This is a genomic window from Glaciecola sp. G7-5, from assembly GCF_055808975.1.
Genome location: NZ_CM147892.1, coordinates 4,856,474 through 4,877,012, shown reverse-complemented (window position 1 = coordinate 4,877,012; position 20,539 = coordinate 4,856,474). Strand labels below are relative to the sequence as shown.

Below are 20,539 nucleotides of genomic sequence, written 5' to 3'. Positions count from 1 at the left end.
AATTTTTGTGCGTCATTGTAATTGTGATGAACAAATTGACTTTAGTTGTTGCGCGAGCAACAGCACATTTTCAGGCGACATCGCGTCTCCAGTGTCTTTGCCTTTTATGTAAGTCACATCACAATCTTGAAGATATTCAAACCATTTTTGACGAGTATCTTCAGCACTGGTTATATCTCTGTCTTGGGTGAATAAGAGGATGCTTCTACCTGAGTATGATTTAGGCCTGTAGTTCAACATGGCTTGCGTGTTGGCTTCTGTAACTCGTTGCTGATTGAATTCGCTAGCGCTACTGGTCATCAGGTTTCTGGATTTCGTAATATTAATTAATAGCGTGCTTTTATCTTTAAACCAGTGCAATAGTTCCTTACCTTGCAGTTGTTTTAATTCATTGAAGTAAAGTTTAAGGCGACCGACCACAAATTTTAGTTTTGCATTTAACAAAGCATTTTTGGTATTAAGAGAAGGCTGCTCTTCGTGACTAGTCGGGTCCATCATTATTAATAAAGGTACTTTCTTACCTGCTGCGGTTAATTGCTGCGCCATTTCATATGCAACTAAGGCGCCCCAGCAAATACCAATTATTACAAACGGCTGATTCATACTAGGAAAAGAAAGTAGATTATGTGCAGCAATGTCTTTTATATTAGTAAGGGGTTCACGATTGCCATCGAGCCCAATAGATTGAAAGCCAATAAGAGGATGGTCATTACCAAGCCCTCTCGCTAAGCTTTTTAGACCTAAAACGTTCCCACCAATACCGGGCACGATATAAAAAGGAGCTTTGTTACCGCTGGCTTGGAGTGTAATCATTGTGTCCAATTTGCCAATTTCTATGTCGAAAACTGTCATAAACTTAGCGATGGTTCCCGCAGTTAATAAAATACTGAGCGGTAGGACTTTCCCCATTTTCTTTTCAATTTGAATTAATAGTATTGATGCTTGTAACGAACTACCTCCTAAGTCAAAAAAATTGTCGTCAAGCCCAACATAGCGCAAGCCTAATACTGATTGCCAAATGCAGCGCATTTTTTCTGTTTGTGACAACGAAGGGTCATATTCTGGTATGTTGAAGATTTCGTTTTCACTTGTTTGTGACTTGGTGCTTTCGGACCCTGTCAAAAATTGTCCTATGTTTGCGTGAGTTTGTTCACATAGCTTGTTGAGAGTATCGAGTAGTGCGTTAATGAATCTTTCAGCGTCTGCTCCTGCAATTTTTGCACTGTCAAAGGCTATCATTAGTCGATGTTGTTTATCTTCTTTGTTTACCGCTAATAACATGGGGGCTGTGGTTTCAACTTTGTTATCGAGTTGTGTTAGGTGTAAATCTCCGAAGTGAAATTCTGACTTAGTAGCTGAGCCCCAAAGCAGTAACAAGTCATAAAGAGGTGAACTAGGTGGGACCTCGGAATATTGTTGTATTTGTATTGGTGACACATACTCAAACGAACTGCGACGTAATTGATTATTTTGAAAATTCTTAAGGAAGCTTTCCATTGCCATTTGTGCATCAAAACGCACTCTAACTGGCACATTATTGATAAAGCTACCAATCGCACTTTCTATCCCCATCAATTCTGGTGGCCTACCCGAGACGGTTATCCCAAAAACAATATCTCGAAGACCACAATAGTTTGCTAGGGTAATCGCGAGCGCGCTTTGAAAAAGAATGGCTTCACTGACCTTGAAATTCTTTGCTGTTAACGCTAAATGTTTAGCAAGTGCAGTAGTAACTACTTTCTCTATATTCTCATAAGTATGGTTTTCGTTTTTTTGACCTTTTCCTGTGTGCTTTCCTTTGGAGATTAATGATGGATATGAAAAGTGACTAAGTTCTTTTTCCCAGAAATCTTTTGCGGCTTCAGTATTCTGCTTCGCAAACCACTCTATGTAGGGCTTAAATGAACTGGGTTTAATTGCTAGTGCGCCGCTAGTGTCTGAGTATAGGGCATCTAATTCTTCAAATAATTGATTGTGGCTCCAGCCGTCCATGATGATATGGTGGCGAGTTAACCAAAATTGGTAGTGATTTGTTGACAGTTTAAATAAATGAAAACGCAGTAATGGAGCTTTCGTCAAAGTAAATTGATATTGTTCTTCCGCATTTTGCTTGGTTTCTAAATACGCTAATTGCTCCTCACTAGGGTATTCAGATAAGTTGCTACTATTAAATTGAAGTTTAGCAACTTGACGCACGACTTGCATGGGCTGTTTTATTTTTTCCCAAACAAAGCAAGTCCGCAAAGAGTCGTGTCTTGCAAGAAGCTGTTCTAGTGCTGCTTGAAGTTTATTTTCGTTTACAGGCCCTATGATTGAATATCTAAAAACGTTTACCAAAGAAGAACTATGATTACCCGATAGACTTTTTATCAACATTAAATGCTGCATTTGAGATAAAGGAAGTACATCTTTTACATTTTTCATCGTTACTCGTTTTAGCAGTTTTGTTTGTGTTTTGGTTTTTGTTATCGCTGTAAATGTGTTTACTATGTGAAGAACAATAAAGTACACAAATAAAATCAATTACTTGGATTTTAGCCATATTGATACTTACTGTAACTTGAATATGCATCGACAATCTATAATAAATTCTTGCTCTTGTAAAAAAACAAATATCAACATTTGTTATGTGTTTTCAGAAATTAAATGGGTGTTTGTATGTTGTAGTATAGGTGTGCTAACTTGGGAAAAAAATGCGGTTTGCGATCAGTATTAAAGGAGTTGTGAAGTGGTGTTTGTCGAAAATAATAAGTTGGTGTCAGTTGTGAAATTCGGTCTTATAGCCTTATTTATTATGCTTAGTCAAAATGTGTTAGCCCACGGTTTAGGACAAAGTTACGTTTTTTTCAGCTTTGATGATAGTAAAGTGTCTGGTCGCTACGAAATTACCATCGCAGATTTAAACGATGCATTGTCACTTCAATTGCCAACAGATAAAACTACGACTATCGAAGATGTACAACCCCATTTTGAGGCTATTCGACAGTACTACCTCAGCAACACTTCTATCGATATTGGCAATGGCCCTGAATTTGACAAATTCTCTCTTTCTACATTCGAACCTGCACAATTCCTAGTACTGCCATTTGAATTTACGGGTTTACCAGAACTTCCCCCAAAAATAGAAATTAGATACGAAATTTTGTTTGATATAAATACTGAACACCGCGGATTTGCGGTTGTAGAACACGATTGGCGAAGTGGGACTTTTGGCGATGAAACAAATATTGCATTGGTTTTCTCGCCTAGCGAAAGGATTAAAACACTCGATCTCAGCGAATCTACTGTGTTTACTGGTTTCATTGAAATGCTCAAACTTGGCGTGCACCATATATGGGAAGGTATCGACCATGTATTATTTTTACTCGCGTTATTGTTACCAGCAGTTGTTTATCGAGAACAAAAGCAATGGCTCGCTCGCGAAAATTTTAAAGAATCATTAATTTATGTTGTTAAAATAGTTACGGTATTTACCCTCGCTCATACTATTACCTTAAGTGCCGCAACGTTAAATGTTGTTTCACTTCCTTCGCGCTTGGTCGAGTCAATTATAGCCATATCTATCGCCTTTGCAGCGCTCGATATACTTTTTCCATTATTTAGGAATAAAATTTGGATAACTATTTTTATATTTGGTCTGTTCCACGGCTTTGGTTTTGCCAGTGTCATGCAAGACTATACAGTGCCTAATTCATATATCACTTATGCCTTGCTTGGGTTTAATATTGGTGTTGAGCTAGGGCAATTGGCTATTATTTTAGTTGTGTTTCCTTTGCTTTACTTGCTCAGGGGGACTGTATTCTATAAACAATACGTCTTGAAAATTGGCGCGGTATTACTGATTATAGTTTCTATGTATTGGTTTATCGAACGAGGTTTCCTTATTGATTTACCTGCAGGCGAATATTTGAATTGGGTTTTAGATTTATTTGGGTTGTCGTTCTAATAATGAATGTAGGCACCACGTTATATAAGGCTTATGATGGCCAACTGAATGGCCAAATTAGATGAATTATCTTATTCACCACTACCTTGATCATTGGGCGCAAAGTGCACCAAAGAGTCACGCTGTCGTATGCCTTGATAAGGGACTAACGTACCTTGAGCTTATGAGTAGGTCGAATCAACTCGCTAATTTTTTTATTGATAAGGGGGCAAAAATAGGCGAGCGTATTGGTATTTATCTTGATAAAGGCATTGAAATGCCAGTTGCAATATATGGTGTTTTGAAAGCCGGTGGCGCCTATGTTCCCCTAGACCCAAGTGCGCCAGCGAGTCGAATAAACGAAATCATCATTGATTGTAGTATAAGGTTTATTGTCTCAGCTGACAGACAATTAAAGACTCTTGCACAACTTGCTAATGATGAAACAACAACGTTAACGGTGGTGGGTTTATCTACAAAAGCCCCTATTCTTGAGTGTGTAGATTGGGCCACAATATTCACCCAATATAGTAAGGCCTCGGTCTCGCCTAAAATTATTGAAAGCGACCTTGCTTACATTTTATATACCTCTGGATCAACCGGCAAACCTAAAGGAATAATGCATACCCATCATAGTGCTTTGAGTTTTGCACGGTGGGCAGCGTCTGAATTTACAGTAAGCGCTTCAGATCGCTTAGGTAATCAAGCGCCTTTGCACTTCGACTTATCTATTTTCGATTGGTTCTCAGCAATAATCAGCGGGGCCTGCACGATTGTTATCCCTGAGCAGTATACTAAGTTTCCAGCAAGTTTTTCTCAACTTATTGCAGATTCGAAAATAAGCGTTTTGTATTCGGTACCTTATGCACTATCTCAGATGGCGCTCAGAGGAGCTTTAGAAGAAAGAGATTTAAGTCATCTTCGTTTGATTATGTATGCTGGCGAGCCTTTCGTTATTAAGCATTTGCGCTTGCTTCGCAAACTCCTACCCCATGTGCAGTTTGATAATGTTTATGGGCCGACTGAAGTTAATGCGTGCACGCATTATACGGTAGAAGCGTTACCCGACGACGCAAGTTCTGTTCCGATTGGCAAAGTAAACCAAATCTCAAAAGCGTTAATAATTGATAGCAATGGAAAAGAAGTCTTGCCGGGTGAACAAGGGGAACTACTGATTAGATCGCCTACCATGATGCAAGGCTATTGGGGGAGGGACGACTTAAATGCTGCAGCAATTTATGTCCACCACCCCACAGATACGAAACAAGCAAGCTATCAGCAATACTTTTATCGTACTGGGGATTTAGTGGTGCAAGCCGCTGACGACAACCTGTGGTTTATAGGTAGAAAAGACCGTCAAGTTAAAGTTCGAGGATATAGAGTAGAGCTAGACGAAATAGAAGCCATACTTGTTGCTTATGCTCAAATAGAAGAAGCTGCTGTTTTTGCCATTGAAACAAATGACGACGTAAAAAAAATATATGCAAGCTATACGTTAAAACCGGGTGTGAACGTTGAACATACTGACATTAATCGATATTTAAAAGCCGTATTACCGGTTTACTCACTACCAAGTCTTTTGCTACCAAGAGACGACTTTCCACGCACAGCATCCGGCAAAATCGACCGCAATGCTTTGAGCCAAGAGATACTATATGACGAAGCATGACGCCCTTGCAATTGCGCAAACAATAAAAGGTTACATTAACAATGAGCTATTTGAAGACGGCACGATAGTTGAGGTAGATGACGATTTACTGCTTGATATAGGTATGGATTCAATCTCTCTATTAATGCTTATTTCGTTTATCGAAAATGAGTATGAAATCGAGATCCCTCCGGGTCAAATTACCATTATAAATTTTCGCACAGTCACTGTTATGAGTAACTTCCTTGTTGAGAAAATTAATAAACAAAGTGAGTGCTAAGGCGTGATTAAGGGCAATGCTAGAGAAGATTCAGCTTTTGATTTAACCGAAAGTCAGCGAGCCATTTTGACCGGACAATATATGCAAGCTGGGCAAGCACACTACAATATGTGTATGTGTTTTAGTATTGAAGGATGTCTTGATGTCAGCGCATTCCAGCAAGCCTTCACAAAGCTTATTGAGCACAGTGACGCTTTGCGCACCGTTATTATTGAAAGCCCAGAAAAACTGGCAAGTCTGGCAAAGCAAGTTGTATTAAAAGAGATTGATTTTACACTCCCCGTGCATGATTTTTCGCGCGGAGAAAACCCGCTTGCAGAGAGTTCTGCTTGGGTAGCGCACAACAAAGTGAAGTTGTTCGATTTACAACAACCCTTGTTTGCTACGGCCATACTAAAGCTGAGCGAAAAACGCTTCATTTGGTATCTAAATCAACATCATATAGTAACAGATGCTTGGTCAATGTCGGTTTTGTATCAAAAAATGCAGTCTCTCTATTCAGCTTCGCTAAATGGTGATCAAACTACGTTTTCTGATTTGCCTAGTTTTAAAGCGTACACTGAATTTGAACGCGAACAAAAAGAATCAAAACGATTTGCAAGGGCGGTAGACTATTGGCAGAAATGCGCTAAATTACCTTCTCAATCAAGTCGTTTTTATCGCTCTGCACCAAAAGACAAAACAGCAAAAACAGATAGAGTGCAATGTCAATTCGGTTTTAAGCGTTCTTCTAAAATGAGGGAGATTGCAGCTGCACAGTTTCAGTCCCTATCTGAAGACTTATCAATCATGCAAATCTTCAGTACCTTATTATTCAGCCTCTTATATCGATTGAATAACGATACACATTTGGCGATAGGTACACCAACTCATTCTCGTAGCTCTACAAAATTACGCGACACCGCAGGCTTACTAATAAACGTTTTCCCCTTGCAGGTTGATATTGGGGAACAAGAAACTTTTCGTACCTTGTACGATAAAGTAGCAAAGGCAAATCAAAATTTGCTTGTTAATGCAATGCCAGGGGCTGGGGATATGAAGTTAGCGCGCAAATTTGACGTTGTGCTAAATTATATTCCGTCGGCGTTTGGTTCATTTTGTTCCATGCCAGCAACGACCGACTGGGTGCACTCGGGTTATGGCGACCGAGACCACGTAGTGCGCATGCAAGTGCATGATTTCAATCAAACGGGGGAGTTCTCGGTTTATTTTGATTTGAATGAAGATCTTTTTAGTGTGGATGAAAGAGCGTGGTTGTGTGAACATTTTTTGATTTTGGCCGACGCCTTTTTAGACTCGCCAACGACACAAATTAGCAAGCCACCTTTACAAGATTTGAGTTTGCTTCCTTATCAAAATAGCGTTGATAAAATTTCAAGCGATGGGTTTGTGGATATCCTAACGCTCTTGAATGAACAAGCGCAGGCGACTCCGTCTGATACTGCTTTGCTCGCTAATTCTCAAGCAATAACTTACCGGCAATTACATAAACAAAGCAATCAGTTTGCTAAATTTCTGGACTCAAAAAATATAGGCAAGGGTGATGTTGTTGCCTTAAAGCTAGACCGTAGCATTGAAGCGGTAATTGTAATCTTAGGCATACTAAAAGCGGGCGCCAGTTTTTTACCCTTTGATATATCGCACCCAACAAAACGAATCTTGTTTATGTTGGCAGACAGTGCAGCTAGTTTACTCATTGTTGACAATAGTACATTTTCTGAAGATTTTGACTCCAGCACCACCATGAACCTTAGCCAGTCATGGCCATCAATTTTGCAAATGTCCCCCAACATTGCCCCTGTAAAAATAGATAAAGAAGATATTGCCTACCTTATTTATACCTCTGGTTCTAGTGGTCAACCTAAGGGAGTGCTAGTTAAACATCAGGGCTTGAGCAACTATATACAATGGGCAAAAACTCACTACTTAGATGGACAAGTCCTTGATTTTGCTTTGTTCTCATCATTGAGTTTTGATTTGACGATAACATCATTATTTGTTCCACTAATTAGTGGAGGAAGACTTGTTGTTTATCCGCATGAGGGTATTGATTCGGGCATTGCTATACGCAATGTTGTTGAGGATAACCGTGTTGATGTGATTAAGCTCACACCGTCTCATTTGTCCCTAATAGAAGCAATGGACTTTTCTGAGTCTAGGTTGAAAAAACTGATTGTTGGTGGGGAAGACTTCAAGGCAACGCTCGCCCATAATATTCATCGTTATTTTTCAGGTGAAATTGAGCAATTCAATGAATACGGACCAACTGAAGCGACAGTGGCGTGCACCGTTCACAAATTTGACCTTGAATGTGATATTAGCGGTTCGGTACCTATTGGTCGACCCATTGCAAACGCTAATGTTTTTATATTGGATTCTCATTTAAACCTTGTCCCACAGGGGGTTATTGGAGAAATTTATATCGCTGGAGTGGTACTTGCCAAAGGATATATAAACCAAAAAGAACAAACAGACATTGCCTTTATTGCACATCCATTTGCAAAGAATGAACGGCTTTATCGTACGGGGGATACTGCGCTATATAATCATAACGGTGTTATCGAGTATATAGGGCGCAAGGATCAGCAAATAAAGGTAAACGGCGTCAGGTTAGAAACCGCAGAAATAGAATCTTCTTTGTTACAGTTTGACGGAATAAGCGCCGCGATTGTTGATTTGTCGCAGCATATTATTCAACAAAATGACGAGCATGAATCTTTGCATTGTAAGGTCTGCGGTATTGAGGCAAATCACCCAAGTGCACAAATAGATGCTTCGGGCACATGCCGAATATGCCGTATTTACGAGCAACAAGAGGCTCAAGCGCAAAGTTACTTTAGAACCCACGAGGACCTCAGGGCCAAAATTGCCAAAATCAAACAAAAGGCATCACATAAACAAGATTCGATTATGCTATTAAGTGGTGGCAAAGATAGTAGCTTTGCATTGTGCAAGTTGGTTGACATGGGCCTTACACCATTGGTCTTTACCTTAGACAATGGTTATATTTCAGAAGGCGCAAAAGCCAATATGACGCGCTTAGTTGAACGCCTTGGACTTGAGCTTTACATTGCCAAGACTGATGCAATGAACGATATATTTGTGGATAGCTTAAATCGATTTAGTAACGTGTGTAATGGTTGTTTTAAAACAATTTATACCATGAGCATGAAACTAGCTAAAGAACGCGGAATAAAAGTTATTTGTACAGGTTTGTCACGAGGACAGATTTTTGAAACACGCGTAGCGCACCTATTTCAACAAGGTTGTTTTGATGCCCAAGAAATAGATAAGAGAATTGTTGAAGCCAGAAGAGCCTACCATCGTACTCGTGATATCGTTGCTAATCGCTTGGATGTAAGTGTGTTTGACGATGACGGAATATTTGAAGAAATAGAATACCTAGATTTTTATCGCTATGAAGATGTAAGTCTAGACACAATTTATGCCTACTTAAATGACATTGCTCCTTGGATAAGGCCTTCAGATACAGGCCGCTCTACCAATTGTTTGATCAACGATGCGGGTATTTATGTGCATAAGCGTGAGCGTGGATATCACAATTATTCACTACCATATAGTTGGGATGTGCGGCTAGGTCATAAAAAAAGAGATGCTGCGCTTGATGAGTTAGACGATGAACTTGATATGCAAAAAGTCGATGAGATTCTTACACAAATAGGGTATCAGAGCGAAGATATCTACACAGGGAAAGTCCAACAAGAACGCTTGATAGCCTATTATGTTTCATCGTCAGAGATACTTAAAAATACTTTGCAAAAACATTTGGCGATGCGGCTTCCTAAAGAGTATATACCCACGCAATTTGTTTGGATGGCGCATTTACCGGTAACGGCCAATGGCAAAGTTGATCGCAAATCACTACCCAGACCAAGAGAAAACAGAAGAGAGTTGGTCATTGATTATGTCGCACCTCGAAATACAAAAGAACGCGTGTTTGCTTCTTTATGGCAGACGCTATTAGGGGTTGAAGAAGTGGGTATTGATGACAACTTCTTTGATTTGGGTGGGGATTCTATTGTTAATATGCAGATTGTCGCAGCAGCACGAGAAAGCCAGATTGTAATAAACCCTCAGCAAATTTTTGACTACCCAACTATCCGTGCATTAGCCTTAGTCGCGATAATTGACGAGTCTTTGTTGAAAAATGCCAGCGAAACAGACCCGCAAGCTGCTTTAGATGTGCAATCTACTGGAGTAAGTCAGCAGGACTTTGATGATATTTTTAATGAATTTGGTGAAGATTAAGCTAAGGGTTTGGCAGTAATGGACAAGAAAAATATTGAAGCAATCTATCCCTTAACCTCTGTGCAGGAGGGGATGTTGTATCACTGTATAAAGTCCCCTGAGTCCGGGTTTTATTTTCAACAGTTTAGTTGTGAATTGAGTAATCTTAAGGACCTTGAAAAATGGCACACTGCGTGGCGAAAAGTAGTCGCCAGGCATGCAGTATTGAGAACTTTTTTTACATGGGAAAAAAGGGCGAGGCCATTACAGGTTGTTCGTCAAACAAGCGAAATACCATGGCTTATCGAAGATTGGCAACAATTTAATACGGTAAAGATTGAGTCCAAATGGAATGACTTTATACATCAGGATGCAAATCGAGCGTTTATCCTAAGCGAGGCCCCCCTAGCACGCTGTGCTCTGGTGCAGACAGATGAATCCTGTTTTAAGTTTTTATTTAGTTTTCATCATATTATCTTAGATGGTTGGTCTCAATTGACCATATTTGATGAAGCGTTAGCATATTATAATGGTGAGGATGAGCTAAGTATTGCAACGAGTCCACCAAGTTTCCATAGCTTTGTTCAGTGGTATCAAAAGCAGGACCATACTGAGGCTTTAGCTTATTGGTCAAATTTGCTACGTGGATTCACTGCCCCGACCAATATTACTAAAGATGAACATGCCGGACAGCATGGCAGCGCCTCACAATCGTTAAAACTACAAGATGACCAGCATAAAGCACTCGTCGCTCAGGCCAAAAACAATAACTTGACGGTAAATTCATTTTTGCTTGGGGCGATGTCAGCAATGCTCGCAATGGAAACCCGAACAGACGACCTTGTTTTTGGCACAACCTTAGCAGGAAGGCCATCCCAGCTCCCTGGCATTAATAAAACAGCTGGCTTGTTTATCAATACTGTACCAATGCGTTCAAAGCTCGACGGTAACCAAACAGTGCTTTCTTGGCTAAAACAGCTACAAATTTCGCAGGTAAGCGCATTTCCTCATGCCCATGCGCCACTTAATGATATCCAAAATGCCTGTGACTTAGCGCAGGGGAAGTCACTTTTTGAGACTATCCTAGTTGTGGAGAACTTAACGATTAGGAAGCACTTAGAACCAGACTCCGTGCAAGTGCATAAGCGAGTCTATGACCAATTTAGCCACTACCAATTGGCTATTTTGGTTGATGTGAGTGACACAATAACCTTGTATGCATTGCACCAACGGACGTTCATTTCAGAGCAAAAAGCGAAACAGATTCTACAAGTGCTTGAGACCTTGCTAATTCAAATGAGCGTGGATTTACAGCAAAAAGTAGGGGAGTTACAGTTTCTATCTACTCGAAAAGCAAGCAAATGTAATCCACTGTTCTCAGAACAAATCGTCAAGCTCAAAGATGCCTATCAAAATGTTGCTAAGTATATTGAAAAATCAGCTCTTGAGCGACCCAACAATACTGCGGTAGTGGCGTATTCGAGTAGAGGGCGAGAGTCTATTACTTATGATGAATTAAATAAGCGAGCAAACCGACTCGCACACTTATTAATAAAAAGAGGGCTGGCAAAGAATAAGGTCGCCGCGGTCTTATTGGATAAAAGTGTTGAGGCGCTTACCTGTTTTATTGCGGTATTAAAAACGGGGGCAGCATATATCCCCTTAGACCCATCTTCACCTGAGAAACGCGTATTGTCGGTACTTTCAGATATTAATGAAGGGCATCATTTTGTTATACATGACTCTGCCATATCGATGGATTTATCGTCCCTTGCGCTGCAAGCACTCAATATTAACGAAATAGAGCATGCTTCATCCGTATATAGTCAAGATAACCCCAATATTTCTATTCCTTTAGATACTCTTGCTTATATCATTTATACCTCTGGTTCTAGTGGTAAACCCAAAGGGGTCATGATTGAACACAAAGCTTTGATCAATTCTACCTTAGCAAGAGACGCATATTATCAAGAAGGCCCAACGAAATTCCTATTATTGTCGTCGCTTGCTACTGACAGTTCAATCGCTGGCATCTACTGGACTTTATTCAATGGAGGAGCTTTGGTATTAACAGCGCGTCATACTGAACAAGATATGACTCGACTAATTGATATAGTGGAAAAGGAGGCGATAACGCATACATTATGTATACCTAACTTATATAAGTTAGTTTTAGAAAGTAGCCAGGCAACAAATTTTAAAGCATTAAAAACAGTCATCGTGGCTGGTGAGGCGTGCTCAGCTTCGCTGGTGAGTATGCACCAAAAGCAATTCCCAACAATAGGTCTATATAATGAATATGGACCCTCTGAATGCACCGTATGGGCAACTGCACATAGGCTAAATGATTTGCAACAAGGAGGCGTGGTTCCTATTGGAAAACCCATTGCAAATAATGTGGCATATATTTTAAATCACTATCAAGTAGCCGTTCCCCAAGGGGTTGTTGGTGAATTGTATATTGGCGGGGAAGGACTATCCAGAGGCTATTTTAAGCAAGATGATAATTCGAATGAAAGCTTCTTTGTTAATCCCTATTTTGATGAAAGTCTGCCAGACTCAGCCAAACGCTTATATAAAACAGGGGATCTCGTTCGGGTCAATGCTGCGGGCAATCTTGAGTTTGTTGGACGCGCGGATAATCAAATTAAGGTCCGAGGGTTTAGGGTAGAGCCTGAAGAAATAGAAGCTGCACTCAATCAAATTGAGGGTATTGATGACGCAGTTGCCTTTATGCAAGAACAAGTGATGTGGGATGGTGATATCGTAAACCTAAGCCAAACACTTGCACAAATTGATACAGATATAGTCAAGATGATGTTTGAAGAAGTCGTAAAAACATCTGGCGCAGATACAAGGCACAAAGAATAATGACAAGAAGATTAAAGCGTTTCCCTGGTTTCGAACTAGCCTTGCAGATTAAGCAAGATACTTATATCCAAACGCCTCGAGACTATCAGCGCAACTGGCTACTTAATAGGACCATGAATGAATTTGCTCTTGATGTAATGGCGCTTGATGCTATTGCTGCAAAGTTTGTTAGAGGTTCTGAAGTACAGGGAATGGCTGACAGAACCCAAGCCCAACTGGATGATGTCGACATAATGGAAGACTGGCAGATCCCGATTATGAAAGCGATGGCAGAGACAGTTGCTGCAAAGCGTGGCAATATATTGGAGATTGGTTTTGGCAGAGGCGTAGGTTCTGCACTTATACAATCTTGTGGAGTTGATTCACACACTATTATTGAATGCAATGACTCAATTGTTGAACGATTCCATGAATGGAAAGCGCAGTACACCGACCGCAATATTTCTATTAAACATGGTCTTTGGCAAGATGTATTGCCCACGCTTGGACTGTTTGATGGAATCTTTTTTCATACTTATCCTCTAAAAGAATCGGATTATGTGGAACAGATTGCCAATAGTGTTACGTTTGCTGAACATTTTTTTGATCATGCGGCCAGGCATTTACATCCCAAAGGCATATTTACATATTTAAGTAACGAAATAGACTCGTTAAGCCGAGCACATCAGCGCGCTTTGCTAAAACACTTTAGCTCTATAGAGATTAGTCGAATTGATAACTTAGACATGCCGCAAACAGTAAAAGACCAATGGTGGTCAGATTCTATGATGCTAGTAAAGGCGGTAAAATAAGCTATGAGTATACTGCGCCAAGAGCAATACCAACATGACATTGAAGCGTTAACGCCAGCGCAACAACAAATGTTGGTGAAAAAAGTTTATGAATATGTAGGTAATAATCTGGAAACAAAACAGACATTTGTGGCCTGTATTCGTACGACTAATGATCAATATCCAAATATTGCCAACATAAGAAAACAGTTACAATCAACGCTGCCTGATTACTTTGTTCCACAAGAAATTTTGCCTGTATGTGAAATTCCGCGACAAGAGCAAGGAAAGTTAAATCGTAAAAACCTAGCTTATTATCAATGGCAGGTTTTGTCTGGCTCTACTGACGCTAGTATTGGTGACCAAGAAACAAGCTACCCAGATTTTGTGGAACCCAGCAATGACATAGAACGAAGTCTAGCGCAAATTTGGTGTGACGTTCTCGGCATCGGTGAAATAAGTGTGCATGATGAATTTATTGAAGTGGGTGGTGATTCTCTGCTCAGTATCCGTATACTTTCAAGAGTGAAAAGTGCAGGTTATGATGTGTCACCAGAAATATTCTTCAAATATTCAACCATTTATGAACAAGCCAATTGGCTTAATCGCATGTCCACTGATTCCGCAAATAAAGAGGAAAATGAGGCGTCAGCACTCCCAACTATAGAGCAAAGTGAATTAGATCTTATTTCTAGTCAGTTAGATGAATTAGACGAAGATTAGTATAATCAATAACAAGTATTGATTATACTAGGCAACGCCATGTTTTAATCGCGTTTATCATTGTGCTTAATGATAAACCAATTGCAGGAATGTAGATGAGCTTTAAAGTAATATTTAACACCAGTCTGTCAGTATTTGTGCTGGCAACTTCATTATTTTCAGTTGCAAACGCTACTGAAGTAGACCTTGGTTATGATAGCCAATATGTTACGGAGGGTAGACAGCAATTGGATAAAGGCGGGATTTATTGGGTCAATGCGTCTGGTCAATATGATGAAAACTTCTCGCTGGGTGTAGCCTATGGTTTAGCCGCAGATTCAGCGATAGACTATGACGAGCTTAATATTTACTTAGAGTACGCTGATGCTTTTGCCGGCGTTCAATATGCGATTGGATATACTCGTCTTGAGTTTCTTGCCAACGGTGAAAATGACAACGAGCTTACCTTGGCATTGGCCTATACAAGTTTTGAGAGTGTTACGCCTTTTTCAAATATAACTCATAGCACTCAAAGTAATGGTTTTTTTGTGAATCTTGGGGTTAGAAAGAGTATACAAATAAATCCTCTTGCATCCATTACGCCGCATATCTTGGTGGCATATGACTATGGGTATGCTGGCGGTGACAAAGATGGCTACAATCACTTTTCACTTGGTGTCATCATGGATTATGAAATTGCAAAAGGCGTTTCATTAAGCGCCTTGGCCGAGAGGACGTTTGCCGGGAGTATTATTAAGCGGGGACTTGGCGAAGGTGAAGAAGCCCACCAATTCTTCGCTGGGCTTCGTATCTACTACGTTTGGTGAGCTATAACTTATTGGTGTTAGCGCCGAACTAACTTTTTGTCACTCTTTCTCACTATGACGCTAGGGTAAAACCCTAGCTCAAATAGTCGCTTGGAAGGGTCTCAATTTGAGCGACGCCAGATGCTATTGCGGCATTTGCTACTGCGGTCGCGATGGCTTTGCACAAACGAGGATCCATTGGTTTAGGGATGATATAGTCTTTACCAAACTCTAATGATTTGGTATTGCTTGCAACAAGCACTTCTTCAGGGACGGGCATTTTAGAAACACGTCTTATTGCTTCTACCGCAGCTACTTTCATTTCATCATTTATTTGTGACGCGCGTACATCTAGTGCCCCGCGAAAGATAAACGGGAAACACAATACGTTATTTACTTGGTTAGGGTAATCAGAACGTCCCGTTGCCATTATTAAGTCTTGGCGAACCGTTAAGGCTAATTCGGGTTTAATTTCAGGGTCGGGGTTTGAACAGGCAAATACGATTGGGTTTGGCGCCATTAGTGCGAGTGCTTCAGGGGGCAGTAAATCGGGGCCAGAAACACCTAAAAAGACATCTGCGTCTTCCATTGCATCTTCTAGTGTACGTTTATCAGTATTGTTTGCAAATAAGGCTTTGTGCTCAGTCAAGCTTTCGCGACGCGTATGAATGATGCCCTGTCGGTCCAGCATGTATATTTTTTCACGTTGTGCGCCGCATTTTATTAATAACTCCATACAGGCTACAGCCGCTGCACCAGCACCTAAACAAACAATTTTGACTTCTTTAATATTTTTACCTTGAATCTCGAGCGCATTTAACATGCCCGCAGCGGTTACAATGGCGGTGCCATGTTGGTCATCGTGAAAGACGGGAATTTTACAGCGTTTAATCAGCTCTTTTTCTATTTCAAAACATTCGGGAGCTTTGATGTCTTCTAAGTTGATGCCGCCAAAGGTGTCTGCAATATTCGCAACGGTGTTTATAAACTCTTCGGTTGTTCGATGCTTTACTTCAATGTCAATTGAATCTAGGCCAGCAAAGCGTTTAAACAAAAGCGCTTTACCTTCCATTACAGGTTTAGACGCGAGGGGGCCGAGGTTTCCAAGTCCTAATATAGCGGTGCCATTAGATATCACCGCTACCATATTGCCTTTAGCAGTATATCTATACGCCATGCTAGGATCTGCGGCAATTTCTCGTACAGGTTCTGCAACGCCTGGGCTATATGCTAGTGCTAAATCATCTACAGTTGCGGCGGGCGTTGACAGTTCAACACTAATTTTTCCGGGTTTTGGAAATTCATGGTAATCAAGAGCGCGTTGGCGAAAATCAGACATCTCGGGTTGGGTCCTTAACAGAGGCTATGCTAAAAAATAGAATGCAAAATGTGATTAACAGCACAATAACACAAATCCTTTGAGATTAAAGGCTATAACAAGCCTTTAATCACCGTCTTTGGTTCGAAAACGAGGATCTCTAGACACAAAAAAACCGCATAAAAGCGGTTTTTTCAATTTCTAGCTGTGTTAGCTAATGGGCAATATTACTTCTTGCTCATTGCGCCAAAACGCTTCTTAAAGCGATCTACACGGCCACCAGTATCAACGTTACGTTGTTTACCAGTGTAAAATGGGTGACATGCAGAACATACGTCTAGGTTAATGTCTTTACCTAATGTAGAACGAACTTCCATTACGTTACCGCAAGAACAAGTTGCTTTCATTACTTCGTATGTTGGATGGATTCCAGCTTTCATGGGGATACCTTTTATTTTAAGGCCGCCTCGCTATACAACCCGAAGTTGCACACCAAGCGATGTTAATTAAATATGAGTACAGAATCTTCTATACTCGGAAATTTCGAGCGCGAATAGTATACAAAATTATAAAAACGAGCAAGTGTTTTCTTTTTTTGAGTACAAGCCCTATGTGATAAGTCCTTTACCTTGCGTAATAAAAACACACTGATATGATCTTAAGGGCATACTTCAAGGCGGCATTTTGTGTTAGCTTACTCATGTGTCACTAAACGCTGATTTGCTACAAGGCGGTTATTCACAACACATGCAAAAAATATAATTCGAAAACGTCATAATATTACCTGGTTTACTAAGTTTCAAACATATGTCATCAAGTCCTCAATCCAGCAATGAAAGCTCCCCTGCAAAGCCATTAGCCTTTGTTCAGGTTGCTGTTCCTGTGCCTTTGCATAGACCATTTGAGTACGCGATTGATGCTAATGATAAAGCGTTATATCAAAAAGGCAGTCGTGTTGTGGTGCCCTTTGGTAATAAGAAGCTGATTGGCATTGTGCTAGGGCAAAGTGACAGCACTGAATATGAGCCTAGTAAAATTAAGTCGGTCGTAAAATTAGTGGATGACAAGCCTGTTTTTTCGCAAGCGATGATGACACTTGCAAAGTGGCTCGCCGAGTTTTATATCTATCCACAAGGAGAGGTCTTTGCCAGCATGCTGCCGGTGTTATTGCGAAAAGTGAAACCGTCAGCAAAGAATGATGATAAAAACAACACAGAAGCAAAAGACACCGACGCGTTAACTACTGTTGATGCACAACTTGCGCCTATAAAAATACTGCGTGCGCAGAGACTGAACGAAGATGATCTTCCAAAAATAGAAAAACTACATAAAAGTAAACGCCAATTTACCTTGTTTGAAGCCCTGCAAAAAGCAGAAATACAATTCGACAAGGCGAAATCTGAATATTCTTCTGCCATTGTTAAAGGGCTGCTCGATAAAGGCTTTGCTGAGCTCGTAGAAGAACGCGCAGAGCTAGGTGAATGGCAAAAGAAAATCGTATTAGGCGAGAAAAAACGAGCCAACCCAGAACAGGGAATTGCCATCGCCAGTATTAATCAAGCGAGCGTATTTACGGCATTTTTGCTTGAAGGCGTAACCGGAAGCGGAAAAACTGAAGTTTATTTACAAGTCATTGAAGAAGTTTTATTACGCGGCAAACAAGTGTTGATTTTAGTGCCTGAAATTGGCTTGACTCCGCAAACGGTACGCCGCTTTCAACAGCGCTTTGGTGATGTTGTTGCTGTGTGGCATTCGGCCCTAACAGATCATGAGCGATTGTTAGTGTGGCAGCAGGCAAAATATAACCAAGTGGGCATAATCATTGGTACTCGTTCTGCGGTATTTTTGCCTCTGGCAAATCCCGGTATGATCATTGTTGATGAAGAGCATGATGAGTCTTTCAAACAACAAGACACACTACGTTACCATGCAAGGGACGTAGCTGCATATCGTGCTATGCAGGCGAATATTAGCTTAGTACTCGGAAGCGCGACGCCGTCTTTAGAAAGTTTGTATAACGCGCTAAGTCATAAATTTCGACACCTTACGTTGCGTCAGCGAGCCGGTAGTGCAAATTTGCCCAGCCAACATTTGATTGATTTAAAAGGCCTTCCACTGGAGGGCGGCATTGCCCCAAGCATGCTTGTTCGCATTGAACAACAGTTGAAAGAAGGCAATCAAGTCCTTGTCTATGTAAATCGCAGAGGCTATGCCCCGGCACTCATTTGCAAAGCTTGTGGCCATGTTGAAAGCTGTATTGACTGTGATAATCCTTATACAGTGCATCAAAGCACAAACAATTTACAATGCCACCGATGTGGCCAGTACCAAGACTACATTTATAAATGTCGCCAATGCCAATCAAGCAACATTACAACCCAAGGGATTGGCACAGAACAAATACAATCGATTCTCGCTAAGCGTTTTCCCGATTATTCTTGTGTGCGTATCGACAGTGACTCCACTCGCGGTAAACGCAAGCTGAATGATTTGCTCGCAGCCATTGATGACAACAAACATCAATTGCTGGTAGGCACTCAAATATTGTCAAAGGGGCATCACTTTCCCAATGTCACTTTGGCGATTATTCTCAATGTGGATTCATTTTTATTCAGTAGTGACTTTCGCGCACCAGAAAAGCTAGCGCAACTTGTCACCCAGTTCAGCGGTAGAGCCGGGCGGGCCAACAAAGCGGGTGAAGTCTGGTTACAAACTTATCAAGTTGGCCACCCTTTGTTACAAGATCTTGTAAACAATGGTTACGAACAATTTTCTCGCACTCTGTTACAAGAGCGAAAAAGTGCTAATCTGCCCCCCATCTCTTGGCAGGTTGCACTAAGGGCTGAACATAGCGACGTTGGGCTTATCATGACCTTTATGCAATACGCAAACCAGCTCTTGGCGCAATTTAATCAATTGACTTACGTGGGACCTTTTCCTGCTGGCGTCGAAAAAAAGCAAACAAGGTATCGGTTTATTACGGTGGCGCAAAGTGCTTCACACAAATACAGCAATAAGGCGATGACTCAAGTTAAAGAAGCCCTTAGCCAACACAAGCTAAGCGCCAAGATTCGGTGGAGTATAGATGTCATGCCCACAGATTTTAGTTAAAATATCGAGCAATTTAGACATTAATTTCCTATACTTACAGACCGCGCTTTCGCGCACCTTGTTAACATAAGTACAGACTCATTATGGCTCCAAAAGATTACGTTAAGCGACCGCAGGCAAAAAAGAATAACGCTAAAACACGTGCCCGCAACACGCGCGGGAAGAAAGCGACATCGGGCTCTGATTTACCTTGGTTAAAGGTGTCAATCTCACTAGCTGTTGTCGCGTTGTTTATTTTCGGCTTGTACCGTTTACAAAGCCTTGATGGCAAAGACGAAAACGAAATTGCTGTGCCTAGCGAAGATTCTGGCACTGAGTTTGTTATTGTGGATGATGGTGCATCCTTAGAAGAGGCTGCGAATGAGGACTTAGCACCGCTGCCCGTTCTAGGTGAAGAAGAATGGGAATATATTGATACCTTGCCAGATTACTCAGTTGAAGTCGATGTAACTGGGCCAATTGAAAGTGACAAAGAATTTATAATGCAGTGCGGTTCCTTTCGAACCATGGACCGAGCTGAGGAGTTACGCGCAAAAATTGCATTTCAAGGTTTAGAATCGAGAATATTAACCAGCAATGGTAAAAACGGTCTTTGGTATAGAGTTGTGCTCGGCCCATATGAGCGCAAAAGAAACGCTGAGAGACAGCGCCATCAATTACGAAATGCTAAGATAAACGGCTGTAAAATCTGGTAAGTCATTTATTTTATTATAAATATTTGGATTTTTTAGCAAAAGCTATGAGTCCCTCGTGGGCTTTACGCGACTTCATTCCCAATATCTTTAAATTGATGGCTTGAAAAGCCAAGCAAATCCCCCACTTAGTTAACAAGCTAAGTTAATTCATATTTTATGTATTGC

At 40.8% G+C, this 20,539-nt stretch carries 13 protein-coding genes; 10 read left to right on the top strand and 3 right to left on the bottom strand.

Annotated features, from left to right (window positions below; all coding sequences use genetic code 11):
- Positions 1–12: 12 nt before the first annotated feature.
- Positions 13–2,424, bottom strand: coding sequence for a condensation domain-containing protein (locus AC0L6H_RS21360; RefSeq protein ID WP_473391434.1), 2,412 nt, complete (start codon positions 2,422–2,424; stop codon positions 13–15).
- A 304-nt stretch (positions 2,425–2,728) separates the two neighbouring features.
- Here AC0L6H_RS21360 and AC0L6H_RS21355 point away from each other — a divergent pair, with 304 nt between their 5' ends.
- The 8 genes from AC0L6H_RS21355 to AC0L6H_RS21320 all read left to right on the top strand — a co-directional run bounded on the left by AC0L6H_RS21355 (position 2,729) and on the right by AC0L6H_RS21320 (position 15,271).
- Positions 2,729–3,946, top strand: coding sequence for a HupE/UreJ family protein (locus tag AC0L6H_RS21355; protein ID WP_473391432.1), 1,218 nt, complete (start codon positions 2,729–2,731; stop codon positions 3,944–3,946).
- A gap of 61 nt (positions 3,947–4,007) precedes the next feature.
- Positions 4,008–5,594, top strand: a complete 1,587-nt coding sequence (locus AC0L6H_RS21350) for an amino acid adenylation domain-containing protein (RefSeq protein ID WP_473391431.1) — start codon at positions 4,008–4,010, stop codon at positions 5,592–5,594.
- Positions 5,581–5,853, top strand: coding sequence for an acyl carrier protein (locus AC0L6H_RS21345; RefSeq protein ID WP_473391430.1), 273 nt, complete (start codon positions 5,581–5,583; stop codon positions 5,851–5,853). Before AC0L6H_RS21350 ends, AC0L6H_RS21345 begins: the two co-directional genes overlap by 14 nt.
- A 3-nt stretch (positions 5,854–5,856) precedes the next feature.
- Positions 5,857–10,122, top strand: a complete 4,266-nt coding sequence (locus AC0L6H_RS21340) for an amino acid adenylation domain-containing protein (protein ID WP_473391428.1) — start codon at positions 5,857–5,859, stop codon at positions 10,120–10,122.
- Positions 10,123–10,140: 18 nt separating this feature from the next.
- Positions 10,141–12,972, top strand: a complete 2,832-nt coding sequence (locus tag AC0L6H_RS21335) for a non-ribosomal peptide synthetase (protein ID WP_473391427.1) — start codon at positions 10,141–10,143, stop codon at positions 12,970–12,972.
- On the top strand, positions 12,972–13,763 hold the full coding sequence (locus tag AC0L6H_RS21330; RefSeq protein ID WP_473391426.1) for a class I SAM-dependent methyltransferase: 792 nt from the start codon (positions 12,972–12,974) through the stop codon (positions 13,761–13,763). The genes AC0L6H_RS21335 and AC0L6H_RS21330 overlap by 1 nt, the downstream gene beginning before the upstream one ends.
- 3 nt (positions 13,764–13,766) lie before the next feature.
- Positions 13,767–14,465: a phosphopantetheine-binding protein gene (locus AC0L6H_RS21325; RefSeq protein WP_473391424.1), complete on the top strand. Its 699-nt coding sequence runs from the start codon at positions 13,767–13,769 to the stop codon at positions 14,463–14,465.
- A gap of 95 nt (positions 14,466–14,560) precedes the next feature.
- The gene (locus tag AC0L6H_RS21320; RefSeq protein ID WP_473391423.1) at positions 14,561–15,271 is read left to right on the top strand and encodes a hypothetical protein; all 711 of its coding nucleotides are present in this window, start codon (positions 14,561–14,563) and stop codon (positions 15,269–15,271) included.
- A gap of 73 nt (positions 15,272–15,344) precedes the next feature.
- Here AC0L6H_RS21320 and AC0L6H_RS21315 read toward each other — a convergent pair whose 3' ends face one another.
- Together AC0L6H_RS21315 and rpmE are read right to left on the bottom strand one after the other, a co-directional pair.
- A complete protein-coding gene (locus AC0L6H_RS21315) occupies positions 15,345–16,589 on the bottom strand; it encodes a malic enzyme-like NAD(P)-binding protein (protein WP_473391422.1) in 1,245 nt (414 codons plus the stop codon).
- Between the two features lie 206 nt (positions 16,590–16,795).
- Entirely contained in the window at positions 16,796–17,008 is a 213-nt protein-coding gene (rpmE, locus tag AC0L6H_RS21310; protein ID WP_473391420.1) for a 50S ribosomal protein L31, read from the bottom strand.
- Positions 17,009–17,375: 367 nt separating this feature from the next.
- On the opposite strand from rpmE, the gene AC0L6H_RS21305 reads away from it, so the two are divergent.
- Positions 17,376–19,679 carry a primosomal protein N' gene (locus AC0L6H_RS21305; RefSeq protein WP_473391419.1) on the top strand — a complete coding sequence of 768 codons (2,304 nt, stop codon included), beginning with the start codon at positions 17,376–17,378 and terminating at the stop codon, positions 19,677–19,679.
- A gap of 83 nt (positions 19,680–19,762) precedes the next feature.
- Positions 19,763–20,374: an SPOR domain-containing protein gene (locus AC0L6H_RS21300; protein WP_473391418.1), complete on the top strand. Its 612-nt coding sequence runs from the start codon at positions 19,763–19,765 to the stop codon at positions 20,372–20,374.
- Positions 20,375–20,539: the final 165 nt, after the last annotated feature.

Bases quoted from the DNA above. Each gene is read 5' to 3' on its own strand.
- AC0L6H_RS21300 (WP_473391418.1), top strand. From the start codon at position 19,763: ATGGCTCCAAAAGATTACGTTAAGCGACCGCAGGCAAAAAAGAATAAC.
- AC0L6H_RS21325 (WP_473391424.1), top strand. From the start codon at position 13,767: ATGAGTATACTGCGCCAAGAGCAATACCAACATGACATTGAAGCGTTA.
- rpmE (WP_473391420.1), bottom strand. From the start codon at position 17,008: ATGAAAGCTGGAATCCATCCAACATACGAAGTAATGAAAGCAACTTGT.
- AC0L6H_RS21335 (WP_473391427.1), top strand. From the start codon at position 10,141: ATGGACAAGAAAAATATTGAAGCAATCTATCCCTTAACCTCTGTGCAG.
- AC0L6H_RS21330 (WP_473391426.1), top strand. From the start codon at position 12,972: ATGACAAGAAGATTAAAGCGTTTCCCTGGTTTCGAACTAGCCTTGCAG.
- AC0L6H_RS21360 (WP_473391434.1), bottom strand. From the start codon at position 2,424: ATGAAAAATGTAAAAGATGTACTTCCTTTATCTCAAATGCAGCATTTA.
- AC0L6H_RS21305 (WP_473391419.1), top strand. From the start codon at position 17,376: ATGTCATCAAGTCCTCAATCCAGCAATGAAAGCTCCCCTGCAAAGCCA.
- AC0L6H_RS21350 (WP_473391431.1), top strand. From the start codon at position 4,008: ATGAATTATCTTATTCACCACTACCTTGATCATTGGGCGCAAAGTGCA.
- AC0L6H_RS21320 (WP_473391423.1), top strand. From the start codon at position 14,561: ATGAGCTTTAAAGTAATATTTAACACCAGTCTGTCAGTATTTGTGCTG.
- AC0L6H_RS21315 (WP_473391422.1), bottom strand. From the start codon at position 16,589: ATGTCTGATTTTCGCCAACGCGCTCTTGATTACCATGAATTTCCAAAA.
- AC0L6H_RS21345 (WP_473391430.1), top strand. From the start codon at position 5,581: ATGACGAAGCATGACGCCCTTGCAATTGCGCAAACAATAAAAGGTTAC.